At 63.3% G+C, this 23,152-nt stretch carries 25 protein-coding genes and 1 pseudogene; 4 read left to right on the top strand and 22 right to left on the bottom strand.

Annotation, left to right across the window (positions count from 1 at the left end):
* Positions 1-36 precede the first annotated feature (36 nt).
* The 5 genes from F462_RS01605 to F462_RS01585 all read right to left on the bottom strand — a co-directional run bounded on the left by F462_RS01605 (position 37) and on the right by F462_RS01585 (position 6,956).
* Positions 37-939: an alpha/beta hydrolase gene (locus F462_RS01605; protein WP_038051135.1), complete on the bottom strand. Its 903-nt coding sequence runs from the start codon at positions 937-939 to the stop codon at positions 37-39.
* A 136-nt stretch (positions 940-1,075) separates the two neighbouring features.
* Complete coding sequence (locus F462_RS01600; RefSeq protein ID WP_038051134.1) at positions 1,076-2,122, bottom strand: HlyD family secretion protein; 1,047 nt, start codon at positions 2,120-2,122, stop codon at positions 1,076-1,078.
* Positions 2,106-4,166: a TolC family protein gene (locus F462_RS01595; RefSeq protein WP_038051132.1), complete on the bottom strand. Its 2,061-nt coding sequence runs from the start codon at positions 4,164-4,166 to the stop codon at positions 2,106-2,108. Before F462_RS01595 ends, F462_RS01600 begins: the two co-directional genes overlap by 17 nt.
* Positions 4,167-4,188: 22 nt before the next feature.
* Positions 4,189-5,526 (bottom strand): glycosyltransferase family 2 protein, encoded by a 1,338-nt coding sequence (locus tag F462_RS01590; protein ID WP_038051131.1) that lies wholly within the window; start codon positions 5,524-5,526, stop codon positions 4,189-4,191.
* Entirely contained in the window at positions 5,523-6,956 is a 1,434-nt protein-coding gene (locus tag F462_RS01585) for a TackOD1 domain-containing metal-binding protein (RefSeq protein WP_038051130.1), read from the bottom strand. The genes F462_RS01590 and F462_RS01585 overlap by 4 nt, the downstream gene beginning before the upstream one ends.
* A 408-nt stretch (positions 6,957-7,364) precedes the next feature.
* Here F462_RS01585 and F462_RS14040 point away from each other — a divergent pair.
* Positions 7,365-7,475 (top strand): annotated as a pseudogene (locus F462_RS14040) (isoaspartyl peptidase/L-asparaginase); the annotation flags it as partial.
* 77 nt (positions 7,476-7,552) lie between these two features.
* Here F462_RS14040 and crcB (F462_RS01575) read toward each other — a convergent pair.
* From crcB (F462_RS01575) to F462_RS01565, 3 genes are all read right to left on the bottom strand, one after another.
* The gene (crcB, locus tag F462_RS01575) at positions 7,553-7,969 is read right to left on the bottom strand and encodes a fluoride efflux transporter CrcB (protein WP_038051128.1); all 417 of its coding nucleotides are present in this window, start codon (positions 7,967-7,969) and stop codon (positions 7,553-7,555) included.
* Positions 7,966-8,403 carry a fluoride efflux transporter CrcB gene (crcB, locus tag F462_RS01570; RefSeq protein WP_038051127.1) on the bottom strand — a complete coding sequence of 146 codons (438 nt, stop codon included), beginning with the start codon at positions 8,401-8,403 and terminating at the stop codon, positions 7,966-7,968. Before crcB (F462_RS01570) ends, crcB (F462_RS01575) begins: the two co-directional genes overlap by 4 nt.
* 102 nt (positions 8,404-8,505) lie before the next feature.
* Positions 8,506-9,411 (bottom strand): LysR family transcriptional regulator, encoded by a 906-nt coding sequence (locus F462_RS01565; protein ID WP_038051125.1) that lies wholly within the window; start codon positions 9,409-9,411, stop codon positions 8,506-8,508.
* Between the two features lie 115 nt (positions 9,412-9,526).
* Here F462_RS01565 and F462_RS01560 point away from each other — a divergent pair, with 115 nt between their 5' ends.
* The 3 genes from F462_RS01560 to ettA all read left to right on the top strand — a co-directional run bounded on the left by F462_RS01560 (position 9,527) and on the right by ettA (position 12,985).
* Positions 9,527-10,399: a pirin family protein gene (locus F462_RS01560; protein WP_038051124.1), complete on the top strand. Its 873-nt coding sequence runs from the start codon at positions 9,527-9,529 to the stop codon at positions 10,397-10,399.
* A 70-nt stretch (positions 10,400-10,469) separates the two neighbouring features.
* Positions 10,470-11,096: an isochorismate family cysteine hydrolase YcaC gene (ycaC, locus tag F462_RS01555; protein ID WP_038051122.1), complete on the top strand. Its 627-nt coding sequence runs from the start codon at positions 10,470-10,472 to the stop codon at positions 11,094-11,096.
* A gap of 221 nt (positions 11,097-11,317) precedes the next feature.
* Positions 11,318-12,985, top strand: coding sequence for an energy-dependent translational throttle protein EttA (gene ettA, locus F462_RS01550; protein ID WP_038051121.1), 1,668 nt, complete (start codon positions 11,318-11,320; stop codon positions 12,983-12,985).
* Between the two features lie 150 nt (positions 12,986-13,135).
* On the opposite strand, the gene F462_RS01545 is transcribed toward ettA, so the two are convergent.
* From F462_RS01545 to F462_RS01480, 14 genes are all read right to left on the bottom strand, one after another.
* A complete protein-coding gene (locus F462_RS01545; protein ID WP_018141606.1) occupies positions 13,136-13,702 on the bottom strand; it encodes an SgcJ/EcaC family oxidoreductase in 567 nt (188 codons plus the stop codon).
* Between the two features lie 158 nt (positions 13,703-13,860).
* Positions 13,861-14,838: a LysR family transcriptional regulator gene (locus tag F462_RS01540; protein WP_038051119.1), complete on the bottom strand. Its 978-nt coding sequence runs from the start codon at positions 14,836-14,838 to the stop codon at positions 13,861-13,863.
* Positions 14,839-14,911: 73 nt separating this feature from the next.
* On the bottom strand, positions 14,912-17,233 hold the full coding sequence (locus F462_RS01535; RefSeq protein WP_038051118.1) for a nitric oxide reductase activation protein NorD: 2,322 nt from the start codon (positions 17,231-17,233) through the stop codon (positions 14,912-14,914).
* A gap of 21 nt (positions 17,234-17,254) precedes the next feature.
* A complete protein-coding gene (locus tag F462_RS01530) occupies positions 17,255-18,058 on the bottom strand; it encodes a CbbQ/NirQ/NorQ/GpvN family protein (protein ID WP_018141609.1) in 804 nt (267 codons plus the stop codon).
* 59 nt (positions 18,059-18,117) lie between these two features.
* Positions 18,118-18,504 carry a hypothetical protein gene (locus F462_RS01525; RefSeq protein WP_038051116.1) on the bottom strand — a complete coding sequence of 129 codons (387 nt, stop codon included), beginning with the start codon at positions 18,502-18,504 and terminating at the stop codon, positions 18,118-18,120.
* Positions 18,504-19,136 (bottom strand): ParA family partition ATPase, encoded by a 633-nt coding sequence (gene parA, locus F462_RS01520; RefSeq protein WP_038051114.1) that lies wholly within the window; start codon positions 19,134-19,136, stop codon positions 18,504-18,506. The genes F462_RS01525 and parA overlap by 1 nt, the downstream gene beginning before the upstream one ends.
* 60 nt (positions 19,137-19,196) lie before the next feature.
* A complete protein-coding gene (locus tag F462_RS01515) occupies positions 19,197-19,478 on the bottom strand; it encodes a 4a-hydroxytetrahydrobiopterin dehydratase (RefSeq protein WP_038051111.1) in 282 nt (93 codons plus the stop codon).
* A 34-nt stretch (positions 19,479-19,512) separates the two neighbouring features.
* Positions 19,513-19,935, bottom strand: a complete 423-nt coding sequence (locus F462_RS01510; RefSeq protein ID WP_038051109.1) for a ferritin-like domain-containing protein — start codon at positions 19,933-19,935, stop codon at positions 19,513-19,515.
* A 10-nt stretch (positions 19,936-19,945) separates the two neighbouring features.
* Entirely contained in the window at positions 19,946-20,260 is a 315-nt protein-coding gene (locus tag F462_RS01505; protein ID WP_026181629.1) for a BMC domain-containing protein, read from the bottom strand.
* Between the two features lie 67 nt (positions 20,261-20,327).
* Positions 20,328-20,621: a BMC domain-containing protein gene (locus F462_RS01500; RefSeq protein WP_012982276.1), complete on the bottom strand. Its 294-nt coding sequence runs from the start codon at positions 20,619-20,621 to the stop codon at positions 20,328-20,330.
* A 31-nt stretch (positions 20,622-20,652) separates the two neighbouring features.
* A complete protein-coding gene (locus tag F462_RS01495) occupies positions 20,653-20,952 on the bottom strand; it encodes a BMC domain-containing protein (RefSeq protein WP_012982275.1) in 300 nt (99 codons plus the stop codon).
* A gap of 41 nt (positions 20,953-20,993) precedes the next feature.
* Entirely contained in the window at positions 20,994-21,326 is a 333-nt protein-coding gene (locus tag F462_RS01490) for a carboxysome peptide B (RefSeq protein ID WP_038051107.1), read from the bottom strand.
* 4 nt (positions 21,327-21,330) lie between these two features.
* Positions 21,331-21,582: a carboxysome peptide A gene (locus F462_RS01485; protein WP_012982273.1), complete on the bottom strand. Its 252-nt coding sequence runs from the start codon at positions 21,580-21,582 to the stop codon at positions 21,331-21,333.
* A gap of 17 nt (positions 21,583-21,599) precedes the next feature.
* Positions 21,600-23,144, bottom strand: coding sequence for a carboxysome shell carbonic anhydrase (locus F462_RS01480; protein ID WP_038051105.1), 1,545 nt, complete (start codon positions 23,142-23,144; stop codon positions 21,600-21,602).
* Positions 23,145-23,152 lie beyond the last annotated feature (8 nt).

The following is a 23,152-nucleotide window of genomic DNA, read 5'->3' as shown; positions in this document are numbered from 1 at the left end:
AGCCCGGAACCGGCCTTCAGGGTCAAAGCGTAGCGATCACTGCTGGTTGATGAAGTCCGCCGCAAAGTCGGCCACGTCATCGGCGAAGAAGTCGCGGAAGAAGTGATCCGCACCGTCCACCGTCATGACGCTGATATCGCCAGAGTCCTTCACCGCCTCGACCTTCTCCGGCAGATCCGGCACCACGTCATCCTCGGAACCCACAATCACCAATGTCGGGGTCTGAATGCCACGAATGACAGTCGGAGTGTCGTTCTCGCTGGTCGGCTCGTAGGAGCCCAGGAAGGCGCGCGGGGTGACGTCCAGTTCCTCGCAAAAGAGGAAGCGCACGTCTTCCATCAGGGTCTCTTCCTGATCCATGCGCTGGAGCTCCTTGGCACGGTCCAGCAGCACCTGCAGTGGCGTCCCGGCCTGCTCCTCGTACTCGGCGGCGGCCTCTTCCTCGTCGAAGGTGGACGCTGCCACCAGCACCAGCCCCTTGATGTCCTCCGGTTCGTGCGCGGTCAGATAGCGCGCCATGTGGTTGGCACCGCGGGAATGCCCGAACAGGGTCACGGGGCCATACCCCTCATCCTGCAGCCACTGGTGCCACAGGCTCACTTCCTGCATGTGATCATCGATACCGTGGCGCACTGGGGCGTCGCATTCAAACATCCCTTCGCGGGCATCGATGCCATAGCTAAGATTGATGGACAGGGAATTCAGCCCGTGGTCGGCCAGGAGGTCCTGCACCGCAGCCATTACCTCCATTCGGCCATGGGCCAGGGTGCCGTGAAGCATCAGCACCACGCCATCGGACGGACTGGCCCCCATGCCCTCTTTCATATGCCCGACCAGCGTCAGGTCGTCGTGCTCTAGCGTGACCTTCTCCGCAGCCATGGCAGAAGAAGCGAAAAGGCCGGCAACCGCCAGAGCGGTTGTTGCAATCCATCGAGACATGGGAACCTCCTGATTGTGGAATCTTAAAATAGACTCACTGGCTGCAGGAAAATTCCCCGGAGACGTATCGCGCTCGGCACAGCACTTGCCGGAGATCGCCCTCAACAGGTTGTCCACGCCCCGCCAACTGTCGGATTCAGAACTTCACTCGAACCGGCAGACGATCCACTCGCCAAATCTCGGGCAAGGCCTCTTCCGGCTCCACGATCACAGGTACCGCACTCTGACCATCCCCAATGCCCGTTCGCAACTCGGCGGGCAGTCGATTTGCCGCACCGAAGGTGTCCCGCACCACCGCCGCCCGCTGCGTGCGGTCGGGGAGGATGAGCGTCACCTCCCGACCGGGGACGATTCGCCGCTCCAGATGGCGCGGCTCGATGTACGCCACGATACGCAGCCGGGTGCCGCTGTAACGCAACAAGGGGGTTCCAACGTTCACGAACTGCCCGGGCTCGATGAGCTGCTCCGTGATCACGCCATCCAACTCGGCCTCTTTCACCAGCAAGGCCCGCTCTTGCTCAAGCCCAGCCCGTTCAGATTGGAGCTGGGCGTGGCGAATTTGCATGGTATCGGGCCAGGTGGCGACAGAATCGACCTCCGGAAGGCTTTGCAAGTCGCCTTCTAGCTCGGCCAGGCGCTCTTCGAGCCGCCCCCGCTCGGAGCGAATCGGTATCCATTCCCCCTGATTGGCCGACCCCCGTTCAATCAAGCGACCCAGGCGTTCTTCGTGGTCGCGAAGGTCGGCCAAATTGACCTCCAGGAGACCGATCCGTCGCTCCAGGTCCGACTGTTGCTCGCGTCTTGAATGCGCCACGCGTTGCCGCAAATCCACGAGATCCACCTCAACCTGCAGCAGTTTGCTGGTCAGTTCCGGACTCCGCAGCGCCACGACCTGATCACCCTGAGTCACGCGGTCCCAGGGCTCGACTTCGACCGAGTCGACAAACCCCGGGACCCGAGCCAGAAGTTGGTGCTGCGGATACCAAATCATCGCCGGGACCTCGGTCGATACTTGGTCACTGATCAGCGAGTACAGGAAGTACAGGACCGGACTGGCCACCAGTAGCAGGATCAGATACCAGCGCAGGCGGAACGCCGCCCTCCGCGCGGGCCCATAGCGAACGCGCAGCCCTGAGTCCTGGCCTGCTCGCCGCCGCTCGTTACCATCAAAGCGAATCTTCATCTGCCCACATGTCCTTCAAATCCGAATAACTCTGGATGGCGATCGGGAGCTGCGACTGTCCCAGTGGCTCCAACGCCGCCTGCAATCCCTCGCGCATGGCCGACCAGCCGTGCTGGAACCAGCTGTTCTCCGGCGGCAACACCCGCTCCACACTTTGCGCCAGCACCCAGTCCAGTCCCGGTTCGCGTGCGAGGATGGGCTCCAGGCGATCTCGCAGGCTCGCGGGGCGCGTCACATAGGCCATCAGCGCGATCTCATCCACGCCACGATCGGCGAATTCGCAACTCAAGCAGCGATCCGCCTGCCCAAAATCCCGTGGATGCGCACTAATGCCCACCCGCCATGGAGAGACTCCGGTTGCGGCAGCGACGGTCGCCAGCCATTCCTCCAGGAGCCAATCGCGGTCGTGGGGTTCGGAGTCGAGCTGATCAATCTCGATATCCAGGTGCAGATCGCTGAACCCGATATGGGCCAGGTCCCGGATGGTGTCCAGGAGATCATCGCGGTAGTCCGGCAGCGTCCAGGTGGGCTCGCCCAGAAGGAGGCCGACATCGACCCCCTTGCCTTCGGCCTCGCCCAGGAATCGTTCCAGATCGGTCGCGGTCTCTCCGTACCGATCGATCTGGTCACGGTCGAGTGACAACCAGACATGGTCCACGCCGGCTCGTTCCACGATGGGCCAGAAATCCGTGTCACGGCCGGTGATGACCGGCTCGCTCTGCCAGACATAAAGGCGTGCCGGCCCGCTAAGTGGGAGTGTGGCCTGCACGGGTTCTCCGAGCTGATGGCGTGCCTGCGCCTCACGCTCGAGGCTGCGCGGCTGATCCGTTGCCAGCTGATCGCATCCAACCTGCGCCAACCAAATCTCCAGGCTGGCATCCAGCCAGTCTTTGGCGGCGCGGTAGTAGTCCGCGCGGGCGGGCAATACCTCCTCCCACGGTACCGCGAGGGCCTCTTCGGTTCGATCCTGCGCCACGCGAAGGGACCGCGCAGCCCGATCGACCTCGGCCGCCCGGTTCTCTAGCCGGCGCTGGTGAACACTGAGTCGCCGTTCGGCCAGACTCTGGCGCTGCTGGACGGAACCGCGCGCCTCGGTCTTGAGATGTTCAAGGCGGCGCTGTTCGGCTTGCAGCTCGCGCCGGAGAGGACTATCGCCGCTGAACGATCGCAACGGGATCGACACGGTCCAAATAAACTCGAGTCCGCCACCCAAGCGGCTCACGTCGTCTTCATAGGTCGACGAATAGCGAAACTGCAGATTGGACTGCAACGTATCAAAGCGTGTCAGTTCCTCGCGGTCCACCGCGCTTTGCAGCTCCACCTCTACGGCCCTGACCTCGGGCGCTTGATGGGCCTCCTGGAGCGGACAGGTCGTCCGGTCAGGATCGAACCAGGCCGGCACTTGCCGCAAATGGACGGGGCGTCCGAGCAGACTCTCCAGTTCAAGAAGGGCTTCTTCCTCATCGATCGCGGCCTGATCAGCATCCATGCGCGCAGTGTCGAGCGTTTGCTGCAAACGTCCGATCTCGTCCTCACGCATCACCTGCTGATCGCGGCGTTCCCTCAGGGCGCCCTCGAGGTCTGCCTCCACCGACTGCAGCGCACGGCTAAGCGCCTGAACACGGCGGGCATGCCAAACCCGGGCATAGGCCTCGGCGATATCGCGGCGGATCTCTTGGAGCTGTTCCCGATAGCGGTATTCGGCCGCCCCCGCCTCCCCTTGCGCCTGCAGAAATGCCCGCCGCTGCTCCTCGTCGCTTCCCAGCAAGGGGCGTTGCACCCCAACCGATGCGCTCGTGCCGGTGTAACGGCGGTTAATACCCGCGGCGACAGGCTCTTCGAAACGCCCCGCACCTGCGCTGCCGAACAGCTCCCAGCCGTGGCTTTCATACTGGCGATCTTGTTGTGCCCGCAAACGATCGGCCTCGGCCTGTTCCGCCAACAACGAGGGCGAATAAACGGCGTCCTCCAATAGCTCCGGCAAGCGATCCCCGGCGCCCACGCTTCCACCCAGGGCAACCCCCAACAGACAGCAAACACCCATGGAAAGCATTCGTAGCGTCATATCAGCGCTTGCCCTTGCGGAGCACCCACCAGGGGGCCATGGAGGATTCCTGATTCGAATGACGCCACCACTCGTTGATGATGGCCACCAGTGACCAGATCCGCATGATCATCGCGAAGAAGGGGAAGATCGGGATGAGCCAAGCCAGGCGCACGTCGCGGCTGCGACGCTCCGAAATAAACACGAGGGCTGTGATGTACATCAGGAAGGTCAGTACCGCGTACAAACCCATGATGAGCGTAAAGGTGGCCACGACAACCGCAGGCGCCACCGCGATGACCAGCCACAGCGTGTACATCACGATCAGGACGGGCATGACCATCTGAAACAGCATGCCGTACCACACCCCCAGCAGTACATTCCAGAAGCCCATCTGCCGCACCGAAAACGCCGATCGGTGCTTGCGCATGTACATATAAAAAAGATCCCCGTCCCAGCGCAGACGCTGCATCAGGAAGCCCTTCCAGGTTTCAGGACAATCGGTGTGCCCTATGGCTCGGGGCTCAAACACGATACGAAACCCCGGGTAGCGGCCGAAGTACTGCTTGAGCCTCAGGGTAAGGTCGAGGTCCTCCGCCGACCCGGTCGTCCAGCCCCCGATCTTGCGCACCATTTCGGTCCGAAACACACCGAACGCACCGGAGATGTTGTTCACCCCGTGCAACTCTCCCAGCCCCACTTTGGCCAGGTGAATCGTGATCATGTATTCGAGTGCCTGGAACCGAGTCAACAGGTTGCGCCGCCAGTTCCGCACTCGCAGTGAACCCGCCACGGCAATCACGTTGGGATCGCGGAAATGCCCGGCGACCTCGGTCACCATGGTGTTATCGAATGAGGTGTCCGCATCCAGCGCCAGCAAGATCTCACCCCGCGCCATGGCCAATCCTGCATTGAGGGATGAAACCCGCCCGCCTCGAGGCGTCTTGGGCACAACCACCAGACGCCGACTGGCGTACTGTTCGACCTCGGGCATCATCTCGCGCAAGGCGCGCAACGTACTCGGATTCTGGTCCGCCCCGTCCACTACCGCGATGATCTCGATCTGTCCCGGATACATCTGTTCTATAAGGGATCGCACCGTCCCCTTGACCGCATCGCCCTCGGAGTAGCAAGTCACAACACAGGTCACTCTCGGGGTGAAGGGGTATTGCGTGGGAACGGCATAGATCCGGCGCGTGTAGTAGCGCAGCACACCCAGCCAGATCATCAGGTTGAGAGGAAGCTCGAGAAACAGCACAAACGGGATAAACATGTACGCCAGTGCCAGCGCATCCGTCTCGTAGAATAGCCCGCCGAGGATAGTGGCCACCTCGGCGAAAAATTCGAGGATTGCCGTCATTGCGAGAGGGAGACCATCCGCGCCATCACGGCCGCTGCGTTTTCTGCCTCGCTCATGCCGAACGAAGACTCGTGATACACCCGCCCCAGCCGATCAAGTCCGGTCCCTTCGACACTGTCCTCCATCAACTGGTCCAAACGGCCGGCCAGCACATCCACCCCATCCGCAGAGGTCTGCGGCAGCAAGAGCCAGATCCGGTCATCGGCGGTACGAGTGACCAGATCCGTGGTGCGCACCAGTGCCTTGACGCGCTCAGCAAATGCATCCACCAGCGCGGCCCCCCGGCTATGCCCCAAGGTGTCGATCACACGCGCCAGGCCATTGAGGTGCAACAGAATCAGGCCAAAGCGCATCTCATCATGGCGTTGGCGCAGCTTCAGAAGCCAGTCACAGGAAAACTCGAAATGCTCCGGCGTAACGTAGTTGATCTCATCGAAGACCCCATAGAGATCGCCAATATCACCGGTACGCGCCAGCAGACGCCCGGCTTCGGACAGGCGGTAGCAGTAAATCCCAAACGCCTCGAGCTCATTCGGGTCATGCGCCTGTCCGCAGGCCATGCACCGAGCCAGCACCCGCCCATCCATGAACATATGCTGGCAGCTGCCGCATACATGGTTCTCCAGCGGACGGTCGTAATCCTCGCCAATGTGGCGCAACACCGCCGAACAGTTCGGACAGCTCAGCATGCCGTTGTCCTGGAACAGCCGTTGCGGCCCGACATGCCCGCAACTGAAGCAATGCAACCCCGACTCGGTCCGTATATCCAAGGAGTCGCACTCCGGACACACATCCACAAAACTGAGGTGTCCGTGGCGACACCCCGGACACAGGCGCACCCGGTCGACAAGGTCCTGTCCCTCAATCAACCGTCGATGCTTCAACCCGCGCAGCCAGAACTCGGTAGTGTCTTCCTCCAGCAGCGCATCCAGTAACGGATAGCGATAAAGTTCCGGCGCCGACCAATCCCGCAGCGGCTGCAGACTCAGCGAAGGGTGACTCCACAACAACGACAGCAGGAGTTCGTCCTGGCTGCGCATCGGCTGTCCACCGTTCGCCGCCGCCAGGCGCGCGGCACAGCTTTCAATCCGCTCGCGCGGGTTGTCCACCGTCCGAAACTCCCCGTCGGTTAGGGCTTTAATCTCCGGGCCCGCATCCCCCTCGGTCCAGATCAATCGCAACTGCCAACCTGGATGGCGGCGAAGCGCCCGTACCAGTTCCAGCGCACCAGACAGCGAATCCAGATCCACCACAAAGGCCAACGTGGCTTGTTCCAGGACCTCTTCCAACCCCTCGGAGTGGAGTTCCTCAAGCGAGGCGAACTGATCCGTTGGCAGAGGCGCACCGAGCGCGTCGGAGAATCCCGGACGCCGGGAAAAGGTTACGACCCGAGAGGCGCCTTCTATGTCACGTTCCTGTTGCTTCGCCATTGAATACCTTGGTATTTCGATACGCCGTCTCCTATGCAAAAGGATAAGAGGCGGCAGGTCCTATTGATCACGTCATGCGGCCCGCAGGGGCCTATCCCTGTGATGCCCGTCACATTTTAACGGGACAGGTGAGCGATTGCTTCGCCCGCACTCAGCAGTACCTTTCGCGGCGGCCACCCACGTCCGCCGGCCGGGAGTGAAGGCATCTTGCGGGGTGCGCTACTAGTGAGGTGCGCAGACACGCGGCGGGGGCTCCCTGGCCGCCCCACCCAAATCGAGTTTTTCAGGAACACCATGGCGCAGCACATCTTCACCATGAACGGCTTAGGCAAGATCGTCCCACCGAAAAAATACATCCTCAAGGACATCAACCTGAACTTCTTTCCGGCCGCCAAGATCGGCGTGCTGGGTTACAACGGGGCGAGCACCACCACCCCGCGCATGCTCCACGGCCAGATGAAACACGCGGGCCCGACCCGGACCCGCATCGAACCACCCGCCCTCCCGCCGGTCCGTTGACCGGGCCACGCCAGCGTCCCCGGAATCACCCGACGCGCGGGTCGTGAACCGGCGCTCAGTCTCGCGCCCCGCGGGGTTCAACCCTGCGCCGCCGCGGCGTTCAGGCGCCGTCCCATGCGGCTGCCCAGCCACACCCCGATAATCCACAACACCAGGGAGACGGCGACATAGAGCGCGGCCCGGCCCGGATCCCCGGTCTGCACCAGCCACAGGCTCTCCAGGCTGAACACCGAGAAGGTCGTAAAGCCGCCGCAAACACCCGCCAGCATGAAATGACGAAACACCGGGTCGGCCGGGCGGCAGCCGCCCGGCGCGCTGATCACCGCATACAGCCCGATCAGCCACGATCCGGCCACGTTCACGGCCAGCGTGTCCCAGGGAAAGCCAGTGCCGGCCAGGTGCAGCCCGGTCCAGGAGACGCCATACCGCGCCATGCTGCCGAGCGCGGCCCCCAGCGCCACGAACAGCGAGAGACGCAGCGAATACCCGGTCACGCCGCGCCCCCCGCCAGGCGGCCCAGTGCGTGCCCGATGGCCACCAGCGCCAGCCCCCCGCCCAGGGTCAGCAGGACATAGACGAGCGCCGGGCGCAGCCCGTCCTGTTCGGCGACCCCGACCACCTGCAGGCTGAACGAGGAGACCGTGGTGAAGCTGCCGAGCACACCCACCACCAGCAGCAGCCAGAGCCAGGAGGTCCACGCCGGCCCCGAGGTCCATCCCAGTGCCAGCCCGATCAGCAGCGCACCGGAGGCATTCACCACCAGCGTCCCCCACGGGAAGCGGCCGCCCCCGGTGCGGTTGTCGATCCACTGCGACAGCCAGAAGCGCGCCAGCCCCCCCAGCGCACCCCCTGCTCCCACCAGCAACAGGCCCTCCCACCACGCGATCATGGCCCCATTGTCAGCGACACCGCCCAACCTGTCGAGCATCGGGCCAACACTGACTCGTAGCCCCCGCCGACCAAAGCAACACCCCGTCGACTGAGGCGCGATGGCGACTGACCGCACGTCCAGACAGCCGCGCCGCAGAGCTCAATCCTCGTCGAGAGCGGCAAAGCCTTCGGCCAGATGATCGATCAGGCCGCGCACGGCCGGCAGCTGACCGCGCCGCGACGGGAACACCGCATGCACGATTTCGCGCGGCGGGGCCCAGTCCTCCAGCACCGGAAGCAGACGGCCCTCCGCCAGCTCCGTGGTCATCATCATGGTCGGCAACTGCACGATACCGACCCCGTGGCAGGCGGCAATCCGCAGGGCCGTCATGCTGCGCGTGACCAGGCGCGGCTGGTGGGCAATCCAGGCCTCGCCACCGTCGGGCCCGACAAGGTGCCACTGATAGCGCACCTGCGGCCGGCTCAGTGCGAGGCTGGGGAGTTCTGCGAGATCCGCGGGCACCTGCGGCGAGCCCCCACGCTGAAGCAGGTCGGGGCTCGCCACCAGCCGCTGGGTCCGGTCGGCCAGGACGCGCAGGACAAGGTCGCTGTCCTCCAGCGGAGGCGGCTCCACGCGGATGGCGATATCGAAGCCTTCCTCGATGACATCCACGCGTCGGTTGGTCGCGTCCAGGTGCAGCTGCACCCGCGGGTAACGGCGCTGGTATTCCGCCAGCATGGTCGCCACCCGGGCATCCAGCAGCGCGACCGGACAGCTCAGCTTGACCGTGCCACAGGGCTCGTCACGCAGTCCATCGATGGCGTCCTGCGCGGCCTCCGCCTGCACCAGCATGGCCTTGCAGAAGGAATGGTAGATGCGCCCGATCTCGGTGACGCCGACATGCCGGGTGGAGCGCTGCAACAGGCGCACCCCCAGGCGTTCTTCCAGCGCCGCGATCCGGCGACTGAGCTTGGACTTGGGCTCGCCCAGTGCCCGTGCAGCGGGGGCAAACCCGCCGTGTTCGACCACGCGAGCGAAATAGTAGAGATCGTTGAGGTCCTGCATCTTTATCGTTCCGATTATGGAACGGTGAGTGTAATTTTTATGTACTACCAGCGCAATCGTCCCGCTGTCAGGATTATTGTCAGGTCATAACCCACGGCCTTTCGAGGAGGACGACATGAAGACCATCCTGGGTATCTACAGCGCCCCACCCCGCCACTGGGTCGGCAACGGCTTTCCCGTGCGTTCGCTGTTTTCCTACCAGAGTCACGGTCGCCATGTGAGCCCGTTCCTGTTGCTCGACCATGCCGGGCCCATGGACTTCGAACCCGCGACCCAGCCGCGCGGCGTCGGAGAACATCCGCACCGGGGGTTCGAGACCGTCACCATCGTGCTGGATGGCGAGGTGGAGCATGCCGACTCCACCGGGGCCGGCGGCATTATCGGACCGGGCGACGTGCAGTGGATGACCGCCGGCGCCGGGATCCTGCACGAGGAGTTTCGTTCCCGGCGCTTCACCCGCGCCGGCGGGCGGCTGGAGATGGTGCAGCTCTGGGTCAACCTTCCGTCCCGATACAAGATGACCGCACCGGGCTATCAGCACCTGGGCGTCGCCGACATCCCGGAGATCGAACTGCCGGAAGCCGCGGGGCGGCTGCGAGTGATTGCCGGCGAATATACGGGGCAGCCGGGGCCAGCCCGCACCTTCAGCCCCATGCAGGTGTGGGACCGGCGCCTGGAGCGCGATGGCGAAGTCCGCCTGGACCTGCCGAACGGCTGGAACTCCATGCTGGTGGTACTGCACGGCACCGTTCAGGTGAACGGCAGCGAGATCGCGCGCGGCGGCCAGCTCGTGATGCTGAGTGCAGAGCACGAGGGGGTGATCGTCGAATCCAACAACGAGGCCACTGTACTGGTCCTGTCCGGCGAACCCATCGACGAGCCCATCGTCGGCCAGGGGCCCTTCGTCATGAACACCCCGGACGAGATCCACCAGGCCATCCGTGACTACCGCGAGGGCCGCCTGCAGCACTCCGCCCCATGCACTTGACCAAACCCCGCGGCGCACCCGCGTCGCGGCATTTCATGCCTGCCCGGCAGGCCTGCACAAGGAGAACGACATGAATCACGACTACACCTACCGCCGCCTCGACAAGGATGATGCCGCGCTGCTGCTGGTCGACCACCAGTCCGGTCTGATCTCGCTGGTCCAGGACTTCGAACCCAGCGAATTCAAGAACAACGTGCTGGCCACGGCGGCCTGCGGCCGGTACTTCGGGTTGCCCACCATCCTGACCACCAGCTTCGAGTCCGGCCCCAATGGGCCACTGGTGCCGGAATTGCAGAAGATGTTCCCCGACGCCCCCTATATCGCGCGTCCGGGCAACATCAACGCCTGGGACAACGATGAATTCCTGGCTGCCGTGAAGGCCACGGGCAAGAAGCAGCTGATCATCGCCGGGGTCGTCACGGAGGTCTGCGTGGCCTTCCCGGCGCTGTCCGCCATCGAAGAGGGCTACGACGTGTTCGTCGTGACCGATGCCTCGGGCACCTTCAACAAGACCACCCGCGATTCCGCCTGGTCCCGCATGGAGGCCGCCGGCGTACAGCTGATGGGCTGGTTTGCGATGGCCTGCGAACTGCACCGCGACTGGCGCAATGATGTCGAAGGCCTGGGGGCGCTGCTCTCAGAGCACATCCCCAACTACCGCAACCTGATGACCAGCTACTTCGCACGCAACGCCTGAGCCATTAACAATGAGCCATCGGGGCGGGCAGCCATCGCGGCGCCCGCCCTGTTCCGTGTTCAGCAATGACGTCCCGCCGACCTGACACGCTGGAGGCCTTCACAAGGTCCGGCATCACCGGGGACATGCGCCTCCGGATTGCCGGGATGTTAAAGTGCGGGCCCAGCGCGGGTCGTAAAGGGCCTGCCCCTCATTCAAACCGCATTGGTCGCAGGAGCATCATGGCGCAGTACATCTTCACGATGAACGGCGTGGGCAAGATCGTCCCGCCGAAGAAGTACATCCTCAAGGACATCAACCTGAACTTTTTCCCGGGCGCCAAGATCGGCGTGCTGGGCTACAACGGTGCGGGTAAATCCACCCTGCTCCGCATCATGGCCGGCGTGGATACCGAGATCGTCGGCGAGGCGCGGCCGCAGCCGGGCATCAACATCGGCTACCTGCCGCAGGAGCCGCAGCTCGACGAGACCAAGGACGTGCGCGGCAACGTCGAGGAGGCCGTGGCCCCGATCAAGGAGGCGTTGGCCGAGCTGGATCAGGTGTATGCCGCCTATGCCGAAGCGGATGCGGACTTCGATGCCCTGGCCGCCAAGCAGGGCGAGCTGGAGGCGAAGATCGAAGCGGCCGACGGCCACAACCTCGAGCGCAAGCTGGAGGTCGCCGCGGACGCCCTGCGCCTGCCGCCGTGGGATGCCGAGGTGAAGAACCTGTCCGGGGGTGAGCGCCGCCGGGTCGCGCTGTGCCGTCTGCTGCTATCCAACCCGGACATGCTGATTCTTGACGAACCGACCAACCACCTGGACGCCGAGTCCGTGGCCTGGCTGGAGCGCTTCCTGCAGGAATTCCAGGGCACCGTGGTCGCGGTCACCCATGATCGCTACTTCCTCGACAACGTCGCCGGATGGATCCTCGAGCTGGACCGCGGCCAGGGCATTCCGTTCCAGGGCAACTACTCGCAGTGGCTGGAACAGAAGGAAAAGCGCCTAAAGCAAGAAGAGAAGTCGGAGGCCGCCCGCGTGAAGGCGATGGAGTCCGAACTGGAATGGGTACGCTCCAATCCCAAGGGCCGGGGCGCGAAGAGCAAGGCGCGCCTGAAACGCTTTGAGGAGATCGCCTCCACCGATTTCCAGAAGCGCTCGGAGACCAAGGAAATCTACATCCCGCCGGGCCCGCGCCTGGGCGACAAGGTGCTGGAAGTGGACAACCTGTCCAAGAACTTCGGCGACCGCGTGCTCTACCAGGGCCTGTCCTTCAGCGTTCCGCGTGGGGCGCTGATCGGCGTGATCGGACCGAACGGCGTCGGCAAGACCACCCTGTTCCGCATGATCTCGGGGCAGGAACAGCCGGATGATGGCTCGATCGAATTGGGCGAAACCGTGCAGCTCGCCTATGTCGACCAGAACCGGGACGCGCTGCAGGACGAGAAGACCGTCTGGGAGGAGATCTCCAACGGCCAGGACATCATCCAGGTCAGCAACTTCCAGATGCCTTCACGCGCCTACGTCGGCCGCTTCAACTTCAAGGGCACCGACCAGCAAAAGCGCATGAAGGAACTGTCCGGCGGGGAACGCAACCGCGTGCACCTGGCCAAGCTGCTGCAAAGCGGCGGCAATTTCCTGCTGCTCGACGAACCGACCAACGATCTCGACGTGGAAACGCTGCGCGCGCTGGAAGAGGCGCTGCTGGACTTCCCCGGCTCCGCCATCGTGATCTCGCATGATCGCTGGTTCCTCGACCGCATCGCCACGCACATCCTCGCCTTCGAGGAAGACGGCAACGTGGTGTTCTTCGAGGGGAACTATCAGGAGTACGAAGACGACCGCCACCAGCGCCTGGGCGCCGCGGCCGATCAGCCCCACCGGGTCAAATACAAGCGTCTCGCCTCCTGAGGCTCCCCCGAACAAGGCCCGGCATTGCCGGGCCTTTTCATTGTCCGCGACGGCTACCCGTGATTCCCGGCCGATATTCGAGCATTGTTGGCTGTTGCCCGCGCAATGGTCCAAACCGCACAGAGGCGTCTCCCTAGGCAACGTGCATGGCTACGCAGTCGGCATCATCGAAGAGTGGTGATGCACGATCTTCCACTCCCCGTCTCGGTTCTCGTAGACGAAGGTGTAGCGTGCGGGGACCTCTTTGGTCTCGCCGCCATCGGTGACGCGGAAGGTATAGGTGCCGGCATCGGTCAGCTTGTTGCAGCCCAGCTTCACATTGCGGGTATTGATCGTCCCGAAGGGCTTTTTCTCCAGGAAGTGCTCGAAGTAATCCTGGATTTCGGCATGACTGGTCCGTGGAACATTGGACACCGTCGGCAACAAGACCGCGTCTTCCGCATAGCGCTCGGCTACCTTATGCGCATCACCGGTCTGAAGGGCATCATTCCACCCTTCGAAAAGCTCTTCAGCCAGGCGGCGGGTGGCCGGAGCACAGACCACGCAGCTTTCGTTGGCCGGAGTGTCGATCGCCCCGAACCCTGGATCACCGCCGGTGCCGGTCACCGGGTGGTGTTGGTCGCGGTGGGAGGCGCTCAGGCTCAGGCGCGAACGGGGCGCCTCATCGGCGCTGATAAACTGGGTACCGCTGATCCGCGGCCGGGTGCTCGTGCTCACTGACTGATCTCCGCATACGGCCGTCTCCGGCCGGGAAAGGTGTGAATTGTAAGGGACCCTCTCGGGGCTGTCATGCCGCAGTGCATCACTGCTAGCGCCGGTATCAAGCGATGCAGCTTGCCTCGCGGCACTCGCCGCGATGGGACATCCGGACACATTCAGCTCGCCTGCGCCTTGAAGGCCGCCAGCAGGTCCTCGACCTGGCCGCGTACACGGGCCTCGTCCTGAATGGCAAAGTCGAGGAAGGTCTGTGCAACCACCGACAATACCTTCTGCTTTGGGTGGACAATGTGCCACTGGCGATGGATCGGAAAATGCTCCACGTCCAGCAGCGCGACCGGTCCACCCGCCCCCTCGGCACTGAGGGTATGCAACGACAGCACGGCGATCCCCAGCCCGCCAATCACCGCCTGCTTGATGGCCTCGTTAGACCCGAGCTCCATGCGCACGGTCGGATTGATGCCGTGCTCCTGAAACAGTTTCAGGGTCGCCTCGCGGATGCCGGAGCCGGGCTCACGCATCAGGAAGGTCTCCCGCTCCAGTCGCTCGATCGGGATGTTGCGCTGTCCGGCCAGGGGATGATCGCGGCTGGCCATCACGACCAACGGGTTCGGGGCAAACGGGTACACCGCGATATCGGTCAGCCGCTCCGGCACATGGCCGATGATGTAGAGATCGTCATCGTTGCTGGCCAGGCGATGCAACACCCGGTCGAAGTTGCTGACCTCCAGTGACAGCTCGATGTCCGGATAGCGCTTCGCGAACTGCCCGAGAATGGTTGGGGCAAAGTACTGCGCAGTGGTAATCACCGCCAGGCGCAGGCGCCCTCGCTTCAGGCCGTGCATCTCCGCCAGCTTCATCTCGAGGTTGGTCAGTGCCCCCAACATCTCACGGCAGGTGTCATACAGCAGCAGCCCGACCTCGGTCGGGAAGGCCTTGCGCCCGACATACTCGAACAGCGGCAGCCCCAGGGCCCCGGAGAGTTTCTTGATCTGGATGGAGACCGTCGGCTGGGTCAGGTAGAGCTCTTCCGCCGCGCGCGTGAAGCTGCCCAGGCGCACAATCGCCTCGAACACCTGCAACTGGCGCAAAGTGGCATGCCGGATCAAATGGGCCGGCAGCTCGGACTTCAGCATCACTTGGGGAAGGCTGGGATCCTTCGGCGCGGTCGTGCTGGTCCCTTTCCTGGCCATGTTCGTATCATGACCCCTATCGGGTCAGGCCCGCGTACAGCATGGGCAGTTTTTCCGGCAGGCGCTCGATCTGGTCGAGCACCATGAAATGCTGCGGACCGAAGATTCGTTCAACGTATTCGTCGGCATTCGGGTCCAGGCTAATGCAGAAGCTATAGACACCGTTCTTCCCGACCTCCTCCACCGCGCGCTTGGCGTCCTGGCGCAGGTACTGTGGATCACGCACATCCGTGTCCGCGGGTTCTCCGTCGGTGATGATCAGCAACAGCTTCTTCTGGGTGCCCTGCTGATGCAACAGGTTCCCGGCGTGACGGACGGCGGCCCCCATGCGGGTCGAGAGCTGCCCCTTCATCCCGGCCAGTCGGGCACGGGCGTTCTCGTCGTAGGGGGCGTCGAAGTCCTTGAAACGGTAATACTCGACGTCGTGCCGCCCGTCGGAGGCAAAGCCGTGAATCGCAAAGGGGTCACCGATCTTGGAGATGGCCCCGCTCAGCAACGTGGTAGCCTCACGCGCCAACTGGACGACGCTGGTCTCCGTCCCCTGGACCATCTCGTTGGTCGACTCGGATAGATCCAGCAGTACCAACACAGAGAGATCCCGCACCTGACGGATATTACGCACGTAGATCCGCTCATCGGGCTGGCGACGCATACGCAAATCAATCTGCGCCTCCACCAGGGCGTTGACGTCGAGCTCGTCGCCTTCGGCCTGCTTCCGCATGCGTTTCACGCCCTGCGGCTGCATCGCCTCGATCAGGAACTTCAAACGCGAGATCAACGGCTTGTGCTTCTCGTTGATCGCGTCGACCTCTTTTACATCACCCTTCTGCGGGCGCCGCTCCAGCAGGGTTACCCAGTGCGGGCGTTCCAGCTGCATCTGGTAATCCCACTCATGGTAGTGATAGGGCAGCGAGATCGGCTCCTTGCCCTCCTGCTGATTGATGCTCTCTTCTTCCCCGTCACGGAACCACTCGGTGGCCAGCACCATGATCATCTGGGCATCGTCGCCCGCCCCGGGCACATCCAGGGTGTTGATCATCTCCATGGGCGAGACATAGACACGCTCCTGGTTGGTGCGGCTCGCCATGAGCGTCTCGAAGTCGTCTTCCTCGCGGCCAAACGCCCACATATAGCGGTTGTCATCGCGATACTGCACATCCGGTGCGACCTGGCGCGGGTTCATATAGCCCTGTTCGGGAAAGTCCGGTGCCAGCGCCTCCGCCAGCTCGCGAGCCAGCCCCGGCGCCTCAAGATTTTCTGTACGCTCCGCCAGCGCCGATCGGGCCTTGCCCACAAACGGGTGTTCGTCACGGTAGTCCGGATCCAGCAGCGCACGCGCCGTACGCGCCAAGAGTGCCTGCGGACTTTCACCCTCCTCCGGTGTCGCGATGTGCAACGGCGTCCACAGGTTGCGCAAGCCGGGAAAGCCCTGGATCGCCAGGCCTTCTACCCGCGCATCCTCGAACAGCTCGGTCAGAACACCGACGACACCCCGCGGGGCCTCGTCCGGCTGCATCTCGCGGGTGTGGACCACATGCGCCGCCGCATGCGCGGCCGCAGCCCGGTACAAGTCCAACCCCGTCAGGCCTTCCCAGTCGTCAAAGGCATCCGGGAGGAACATCGTAAAGCCCTCAATATAGGGCTTGTATCCCTCGCGCGACTCGAAGTCGCCACTGGTCGGCCGCATAAAGAAATCGCGCGCCCACAGCGACCGCAGGTAGAGATTGATCCGACGCTGGACATCGACAAACAGGGTTCCCCGCCGTTCCTTCTGGAACACCGAACGCGATTCCGGAGATTCCAGACCGAAATAGGCCACCTGGGCTTCGAGGTCCGTGCGGTGGGCCTGCGCGCCCCAACTCGCCCAGCGCCGAAGCCCGCCCAGCGTTAGGTGGGACAGCAATTCGTCCAGACGCTCCAGCATCGGACGCACACCCCGTGGTGCCTGCGCAAGGAGGCTGTCCAGCAACCGCAGATAACCGGAGAAGAGGTTGAAATCGCCCAGCCGGCGGGCTGCGATCGGGCCCGTTGCAATCACCAGGGTGATGACTGCGGCACTGGTCTTGGAGTACATCTTGATCGCCGAACTGACCAGCTCGGCCACGGCGTCTTCGCCCAACTCCTGAGCCAGGTCCGGCGCCTCCTGAATGAACGCGGTGACCATGTCCGAACCACGTCCGAGCGAGTGCAGGCTGCGCGCGCCTTCCAGGTAGTAGCGTTTGAGACCCGTCGCACTGAACGCCCGAGTGGCTTCCTGCCATGAGGCTTCCAGCAATCCGCCAGCGTGATCCCCGAGGTCTTCGAGGAGGTCTTGATAGTCCTCCAGATGGATGCTCATCGCGCTGGGCTCGGGTTCGGCCTAGAAGAACGTCGTCACGGCGGAATCGAGCGCGTCGCGCATGTCCGGGTCGTCCGTAATGGGACGCACCAGGGCCATACGGCAGGCGGCCAGGGGGGCCACGTTCTTCGCGATCAGGGATGCGGCATAGACCAGCATCCGAGTGGAGATCCCTTCATCCAGCCCGTGCCCCTTTAGGTTGCGTGCCCGTTCCGCGACGCTGACCAGTTTACCGGCCATCTCCTCGTTCACCCCGCCCTCATGGGCCACGATGCGGGCCTCGGTCTCGTGATCGGGATAGTTGAAGTCCAGCGCGCCGAAGCGCTGCTTGGTGGATTCTTTCAGATCCTTCATCAGGCTTTGGTAGCCCGGGTTGTAGGAGATCACTACCTGAAAATCGGGGTGCGCTTCCACCATCTCGCCCTTCTTCTCGAGCGGCAGCACTCGGCGGTTGTCCGTCAGCGGATGAATCACCACGGTCGTGTCCTGACGCGCTTCCACAATCTCGTCGAGGTAGCAGATCGCGCCGAAGCGCGCGGCCTTGGTCAAGGGACCGTCCTGCCAGCGGGTGCCATCGGCATCCAGCAGGTAGCGCCCAACGAGGTCAGACGCCGTCATGTCCTCATTGCAGGCGACGGTAATCAACGGCTTCCCAAGCTTCCAGGCCATATGCTCGACGAATCGCGTTTTCCCGCAACCCGTCGGGCCCTTGAGCATCATCGGCATGCGCACCGAATAGGCCGCCTCGTACAGCTCCACCTCATCCGCGGTCGGCTGATAGTACGGCTCCTGGGTAATCAGGTGATCGCGTAATTCGTCCTGCATTTTTCGACTCCTCAATCAGAAAGGCCGGGGCAAGCCCCGGCCACCGGCGCGGATATGCCTTAATCCGGCCAGATCCGTTCCGGGTGCAGCTGGCTACCGGTGTGACCCGATTTTGCCGCCTTCTTGGCGGCCGGCTTCTTCTGTGCCGGGGTACTCTTGGCCGCAGTGCTCTTCGCCTGGGTGGTCGATCCGGTCTTGCGGGCAGCAGCCGGCTTCTTACGTGCCGTCGTACGCTTGCGCGCAGGTGCCTTGCGGGGCGTCGTTGCCGCCTTCTTGGTGGCAGCGTTCTTGGTGCTGGCCGCCGCACGCGGCGAACGGCTCGCGGGTTCCTGGCTCGTATCCTTCGGCGGTTCGGCCTTGGCCGTGTTGCCCTGGGTGCTGTCCTTGTCCTGGTCCTCACGCGCACTGCGCACACCGGCTGCCAGCTTGTCTTGCAGATTGCTCATTACGACACCTCCTCGATGATGGCTTCGATCTCCGCGGCTGCGGCTTCCCCGGGCTTGCCAAGGTCAAAGACGGAACACCCTTCCAGCGCAGAACGCCGATAAATTGCCCGCCGACGCAAGGCCTGTTCCAGGGCGGGGATGTCAATCTCCATCAGTGCGTGTTTCATCGCACGCGACAGCGCACTGCGGACCTCAAGCTGATTGACGACGATGAAGGGGCGCAGGTTAGGGTTTTTCAGTCGGGCCTCTTCCAGCCCTCGACCCATACGGACGCTGCCCCACAGATCGACAGGGGACGGCAACACGGGAATCAGGACCACGTCGGAAGCCGCAAGTGCGCCGTTCACGGCGCCGCCTTCCAGGGTAGGCGGGCAGTCGACGACGATATTGTCGTAGTCCTTGCGCAGGGCCTTCAGCTCGCGGTCCAGGGGACCTGCGACGGAGAACACCGAGGCCGGGAATGGGCGTTCGTCCGTCGCCATACGCGCCCATTGGCCGGCCGAACCCTGGGGATCCGCATCCACAACAAGGGTTCGCCCTGCGCGCGCCAGACCGGCGGCGAGGTTCATGGTGAGGGTGGTCTTGCCCGTCCCACCCTTCTGATTGACTACCGCGATTACCCTCGAACCCACGCAACAGCCTCCTGCAGCAGGGAGCCGGGACGGCTCCCTCGAATCACCAGCGCCGCCGGTTCAACCACTGGTCGCCTCGGCTAGCCGGTCCACCTCAAGGGCAAACCCCTTGTCGGCTTCACCCAGCTTTTCCCCGTCGCGAGCATCAATGGTGATGTTCACATAGGTCGTGCCGAAGCTGATATTGGGATGATAGCCATCCTGCTCGGACAACTCGGCCACACGGTCCAGAAACTCCCGCGTAATGCCGTAGCGGTCGAATGTGAACTGCTTGCTCATGGACGCCGAAGTACCCTTGCCAGGCTCCCACCCGGACGGGACGACGAGATCGGAATCCGCCATTGGCTACTCCATTCGTATGACTGGACCGACGTACCTACGCCGGCTGGCCCTGGGCATCGATCTCGCGCACATGTTCCAGCTCATCCTCGAGGATACGCTCGAACAGCGCGGCATCGTCCTGCGCGCCCACCCGGCGACAGTAGACGGCGGCCTCGTCGTACAGACGCACGGCCTCCATCTCCAGCTCACGGTTGCGGGCCAACAGTTCGGCCATAGAACGACCAAGCCGCACCGGGGCCAACTGGCTCCCATTCGGGGTCACCCCATAGTGAAACATGCGGGTTATGAAACGATCCGCATGGTCCAGCTCTTCCTGGGCATCCCGACGCAGACAGTCACTCACGTCGACCATGCCCCACATGGCGGTAAGCCGCGCCTGGGCCAGATATTGCTGAACCGCCGACAGCTCATGCGCCACCGCCCGGTTCAGGTACCCCACGATCCGTGGATCGGACATGGGCGTCGCCTCAGCTAGCCGAACCGCTTGCGGTCGGGGCCGTCGGCAGAATGCCTTCCACCTCGGAATGCACGCGGGCAATGATATGCGCAGCCACCAGGCCGTCACCCACACGCTCGCAGGAATCCGCACCCGCACGAACCGCAGCGTTCACCGCACCGGTCTCACCACGGACCAGCACGGTCACGTAGCCGCCACCAACAAACTGACGACCGATCAGGCGCACTTCAGAGGCCTTGGTCATCGCATCCGCCGCTTCAATCGCCGGCACCAGGCCGCGGGTCTCGATCATGCCGAGGGCCACACCAGAAATTTCCCTAGCCATCACTTACCTCTTCTCGATAAAGCCAGCGAGCCCATCCACGAGCCCGCTGGCGTTCAACTACCGTGAGTTACGGCTTCTCCGGGAGGATGTTTTCCACCTCGGAATGTACGCGAGCAATGATGTGCGCAGCCACCAGGCCGTCGCCCACACGTTCGCAGGAATCCGCACCGGCACGCACCGCGGCGTTCACGGCACCGGTCTCGCCACGAACCAGCACGGTCACATAACCACCACCGACGAACTGACGACCAATCAGGCGCACCTCGGAGGCCTTGGTCATCGCGTCGGCGGCTTCAATCGCCGGCACCAGACCACGGGTCTCGATCATGCCGAGGGCCACACCAAAGTTTTCGCTAGCCATTACTCAACTCCTATCAAGCGTTACTGATGAATTACTTTTCAACCTGCTCGGGCAGGATGCTTTCCACTTCGGAATGCACGCGGGCAATGATGTGCGCAGCCACCAGGCCGTCACCCACACGCTCGCAGGAATCCGCTCCGGCGCGGACCGCAGCGTTCACGGCACCGGTCTCACCACGGACCAGCACGGTCACGTAACCGCCACCGACAAACTGACGACCGATCAGGCGCACTTCAGAGGCCTTGGTCATCGCATCCGCTGCTTCAATAGCCGGGACCAGACCACGGGTCTCGATCATGCCCAGCGCCACACCAAAACGTTCAGTTGCCATTGTTTTCTCTCCTGGATTAACAGTTTTTCAAAAAATGACGCTCACGCCGCCTTGCGGGGCCCAGCAGAGCGCTGTGCATCGGTCTGGTCTCGTCCAGCCTCGTCCTTCGACCCTTCCGTCTTCTTCCCACCATCGTCCCAGTGGTCGATGATGCCGCCGATCGTCAGATCGGTTGTTACCTTTGGATCATCAAGCGCGTAGCGCGCGGCCGACCCGGAGATCGTGAACACCCAGTTGCCCGGGTGCGCACCAACCGGATCCACGGCGACGCTAAGCGCGCCCCGCTGATCCACTAGCACGCGCAGCGACATGGTCTGGAGGCCGTCCACTCGACGGGTCACCACCAACTCGTCCTGCACCTGCATGATTTCCATGGAGCTACTGCTCCTCCCAGTAATCGATGATCCCTACGATCGTCGCGTCACTCGGGTATTCCTTGCTGCCGGCGGCCTCGCGCGCGGCCGACGAGCCGACCACGATCACCCAATCACCGGGGACGCAGCCAACGGCATCTACCGCCACGGTGCGCGGACCACCGGCCTTCTCCTGGACCACCAGCAACGGCCGGTGTCCGAGATCGCGGATACGGTTGGTCGAAACCAGTGTCTTCTCAACCTTGCAGATCTTCATTCCTGTTCCCGTATGCGTCAGGCGACCAGCGGTTCCAGGCGGCTGCCGCTGCGCTTGTCGCGAATGACCATGTGGCAGCCAATCAGGCCCTTCTCTGCCAGGTCTCGGTAGCGCTCCATGATCGTTCTGCGGATCCGGCGACACCGTGCCTCGACTCGCTCCCGCGATCCCGGCACCTTGCGGTCGTAGCGGTAATGAATCACCACCGGCACCGGCAGGCCACGTTCAACATTCAACTTCCGAAAAATCTTGTTCACCCCGACATCGATCCCTTCGGAGCCTTCTTCCATCGTCTCCAGGTGTGCGAAGTACGCGAAGTTCCGTACCTGCATCTCCTCGATCTCCTGACCGACGATGATCACGCGCTCCCGATGGCCGACATCGGCGTAGTGGCCTCCGTGATAACGCGCCACATATTCAAGCTGCGAGATATTGTTCAGCAGCAGCCGCGAGATCAATCGCAACATCCCTTCATGAGGCGCCCCATTCCCGCGTCCCCAGCCTTGCTGGTGGATCGCATCCTGGATTGCCTGATACACCCGCAGGGAGGCCGATTGCTCGTCCAGACCCTGCGTTTCCCGATAAAGCGCCGCACTGTCCACAAACCGATACAGGCTCATGCGCGTGTCGCCATCGGGGATATGGATCTTCACCGCATCCGTATCCGTATCCACGCCAATGAGCAGCGTGTCGACCGACGCCCCACAGCAGAAGGTGTTCTCGATCGCCTGACGGAAGGCCCGCAACTGGTGCAACGCACCATCCGCTGCATCGCGTTCGCTATTGCCATGTGCCGCACACCCCTGGTGCAGCGGATCGGCCCCACTGTAGTGGTACGCCGCAATCTTCAGGTACCGACTCGGCACGTCCGCCGTGGTCGGGCGCCCCTCGCGGAAGCGCAGCAACTCGCGCTTGGTCCAGTGCCGCACATCTTCCTCGATGTCGAACTGCGCACCCGCATAACTCTTCACTCGGACCGCCAAGTCCGGCAGCCGCAGGATAAAACGCCGCAACCCCAACAGCCGACCATCGGAACAGGGCGAGATGTCCACCTCGTGGAAGTCACAGTCGAGGAAATACGCAATGGCGCTTTCCGCTTCCGCGACCAGATCATCGCGTCCGGCCCAATATTCGTTGACCACCTGATCGAACAGCTCGAACGTGCCATGCAGGTACAGTTCGCGCGTGTCCAGATCATTGATCCAGGCATCTTCCAGCGCCTCCTCCGGCAACTGGTAGCCCAACCGATCAAGCACAATCCGTTGCGCCCGCTCCTGAAAATCGCGCTCGTGCTGCAGCGCATGCACTTCCTTCAACACCGGGACCAACTGGGCGAAGCGCTCACGAAAGCCCTGCTCGAACGCATGCAGGCGATCGTTCATCGCGGCGTCCGCCAGCGGATGCCCCGGGCGCAGTTCACCAACCGCTTCAGTTCGCGACACCGACGGCGCGGGTACCGGGGCCACCGGACCCGGCTCCGTCACCGTCGACCGGGCCGCACCCACCCTTGGCTTCACAAAGCGTGAGCCAAATGGGCTGTTCTTGCGGCGACCGCGCACCATGGCTTCCG

Origin of the sequence: Thioalkalivibrio sp. ALJ1 (assembly GCF_000745395.1) — a bacterium.
Taxonomy (GTDB): Bacteria; Pseudomonadota; Gammaproteobacteria; order Ectothiorhodospirales; family Ectothiorhodospiraceae; genus Thioalkalivibrio.
The sequence above is the reverse complement of the archived record's forward strand: the minus strand, read 5'-3'. Positions and strand labels throughout refer to the sequence as shown.

Coding starts and splice junctions, on each gene's coding strand:
- F462_RS01525 (WP_038051116.1), bottom strand. CDS start 18,504: ATGAGCAATCTGCAAGACAAGCTGGCAGCCGGTGTGCGCAGTGCGCGT.
- ettA (WP_038051121.1), top strand. CDS start 11,318: ATGGCGCAGTACATCTTCACGATGAACGGCGTGGGCAAGATCGTCCCG.
- F462_RS01490 (WP_038051107.1), bottom strand. CDS start 21,326: ATGGAAATCATGCAGGTGCAGGACGAGTTGGTGGTGACCCGTCGAGTG.
- F462_RS01510 (WP_038051109.1), bottom strand. CDS start 19,935: ATGTCCGATCCACGGATCGTGGGGTACCTGAACCGGGCGGTGGCGCAT.
- ycaC (WP_038051122.1), top strand. CDS start 10,470: ATGAATCACGACTACACCTACCGCCGCCTCGACAAGGATGATGCCGCG.
- F462_RS01595 (WP_038051132.1), bottom strand. CDS start 4,166: ATGGGTGTTTGCTGTCTGTTGGGGGTTGCCCTGGGTGGAAGCGTGGGC.
- F462_RS01560 (WP_038051124.1), top strand. CDS start 9,527: ATGAAGACCATCCTGGGTATCTACAGCGCCCCACCCCGCCACTGGGTC.
- F462_RS01585 (WP_038051130.1), bottom strand. CDS start 6,956: ATGGCGAAGCAACAGGAACGTGACATAGAAGGCGCCTCTCGGGTCGTA.
- crcB (WP_038051127.1), bottom strand. CDS start 8,403: ATGCTCGACAGGTTGGGCGGTGTCGCTGACAATGGGGCCATGATCGCG.
- F462_RS01540 (WP_038051119.1), bottom strand. CDS start 14,838: ATGCTGAAGTCCGAGCTGCCGGCCCATTTGATCCGGCATGCCACTTTG.
- F462_RS01495 (WP_012982275.1), bottom strand. CDS start 20,952: ATGGCAACTGAACGTTTTGGTGTGGCGCTGGGCATGATCGAGACCCGT.
- F462_RS01480 (WP_038051105.1), bottom strand. CDS start 23,144: ATGGTGCGCGGTCGCCGCAAGAACAGCCCATTTGGCTCACGCTTTGTG.
- F462_RS01600 (WP_038051134.1), bottom strand. CDS start 2,122: ATGAAGATTCGCTTTGATGGTAACGAGCGGCGGCGAGCAGGCCAGGAC.
- F462_RS01565 (WP_038051125.1), bottom strand. CDS start 9,411: ATGCAGGACCTCAACGATCTCTACTATTTCGCTCGCGTGGTCGAACAC.
- F462_RS01485 (WP_012982273.1), bottom strand. CDS start 21,582: ATGAAGATCTGCAAGGTTGAGAAGACACTGGTTTCGACCAACCGTATC.
- F462_RS01515 (WP_038051111.1), bottom strand. CDS start 19,478: ATGGCGGATTCCGATCTCGTCGTCCCGTCCGGGTGGGAGCCTGGCAAG.
- F462_RS01530 (WP_018141609.1), bottom strand. CDS start 18,058: ATGCAGGACGAATTACGCGATCACCTGATTACCCAGGAGCCGTACTAT.
- F462_RS01590 (WP_038051131.1), bottom strand. CDS start 5,526: ATGACGGCAATCCTCGAATTTTTCGCCGAGGTGGCCACTATCCTCGGC.
- F462_RS01500 (WP_012982276.1), bottom strand. CDS start 20,621: ATGGCTAGCGAAAACTTTGGTGTGGCCCTCGGCATGATCGAGACCCGT.
- F462_RS01605 (WP_038051135.1), bottom strand. CDS start 939: ATGTCTCGATGGATTGCAACAACCGCTCTGGCGGTTGCCGGCCTTTTC.
- F462_RS01535 (WP_038051118.1), bottom strand. CDS start 17,233: ATGAGCATCCATCTGGAGGACTATCAAGACCTCCTCGAAGACCTCGGG.
- F462_RS01505 (WP_026181629.1), bottom strand. CDS start 20,260: ATGGCTAGGGAAATTTCTGGTGTGGCCCTCGGCATGATCGAGACCCGC.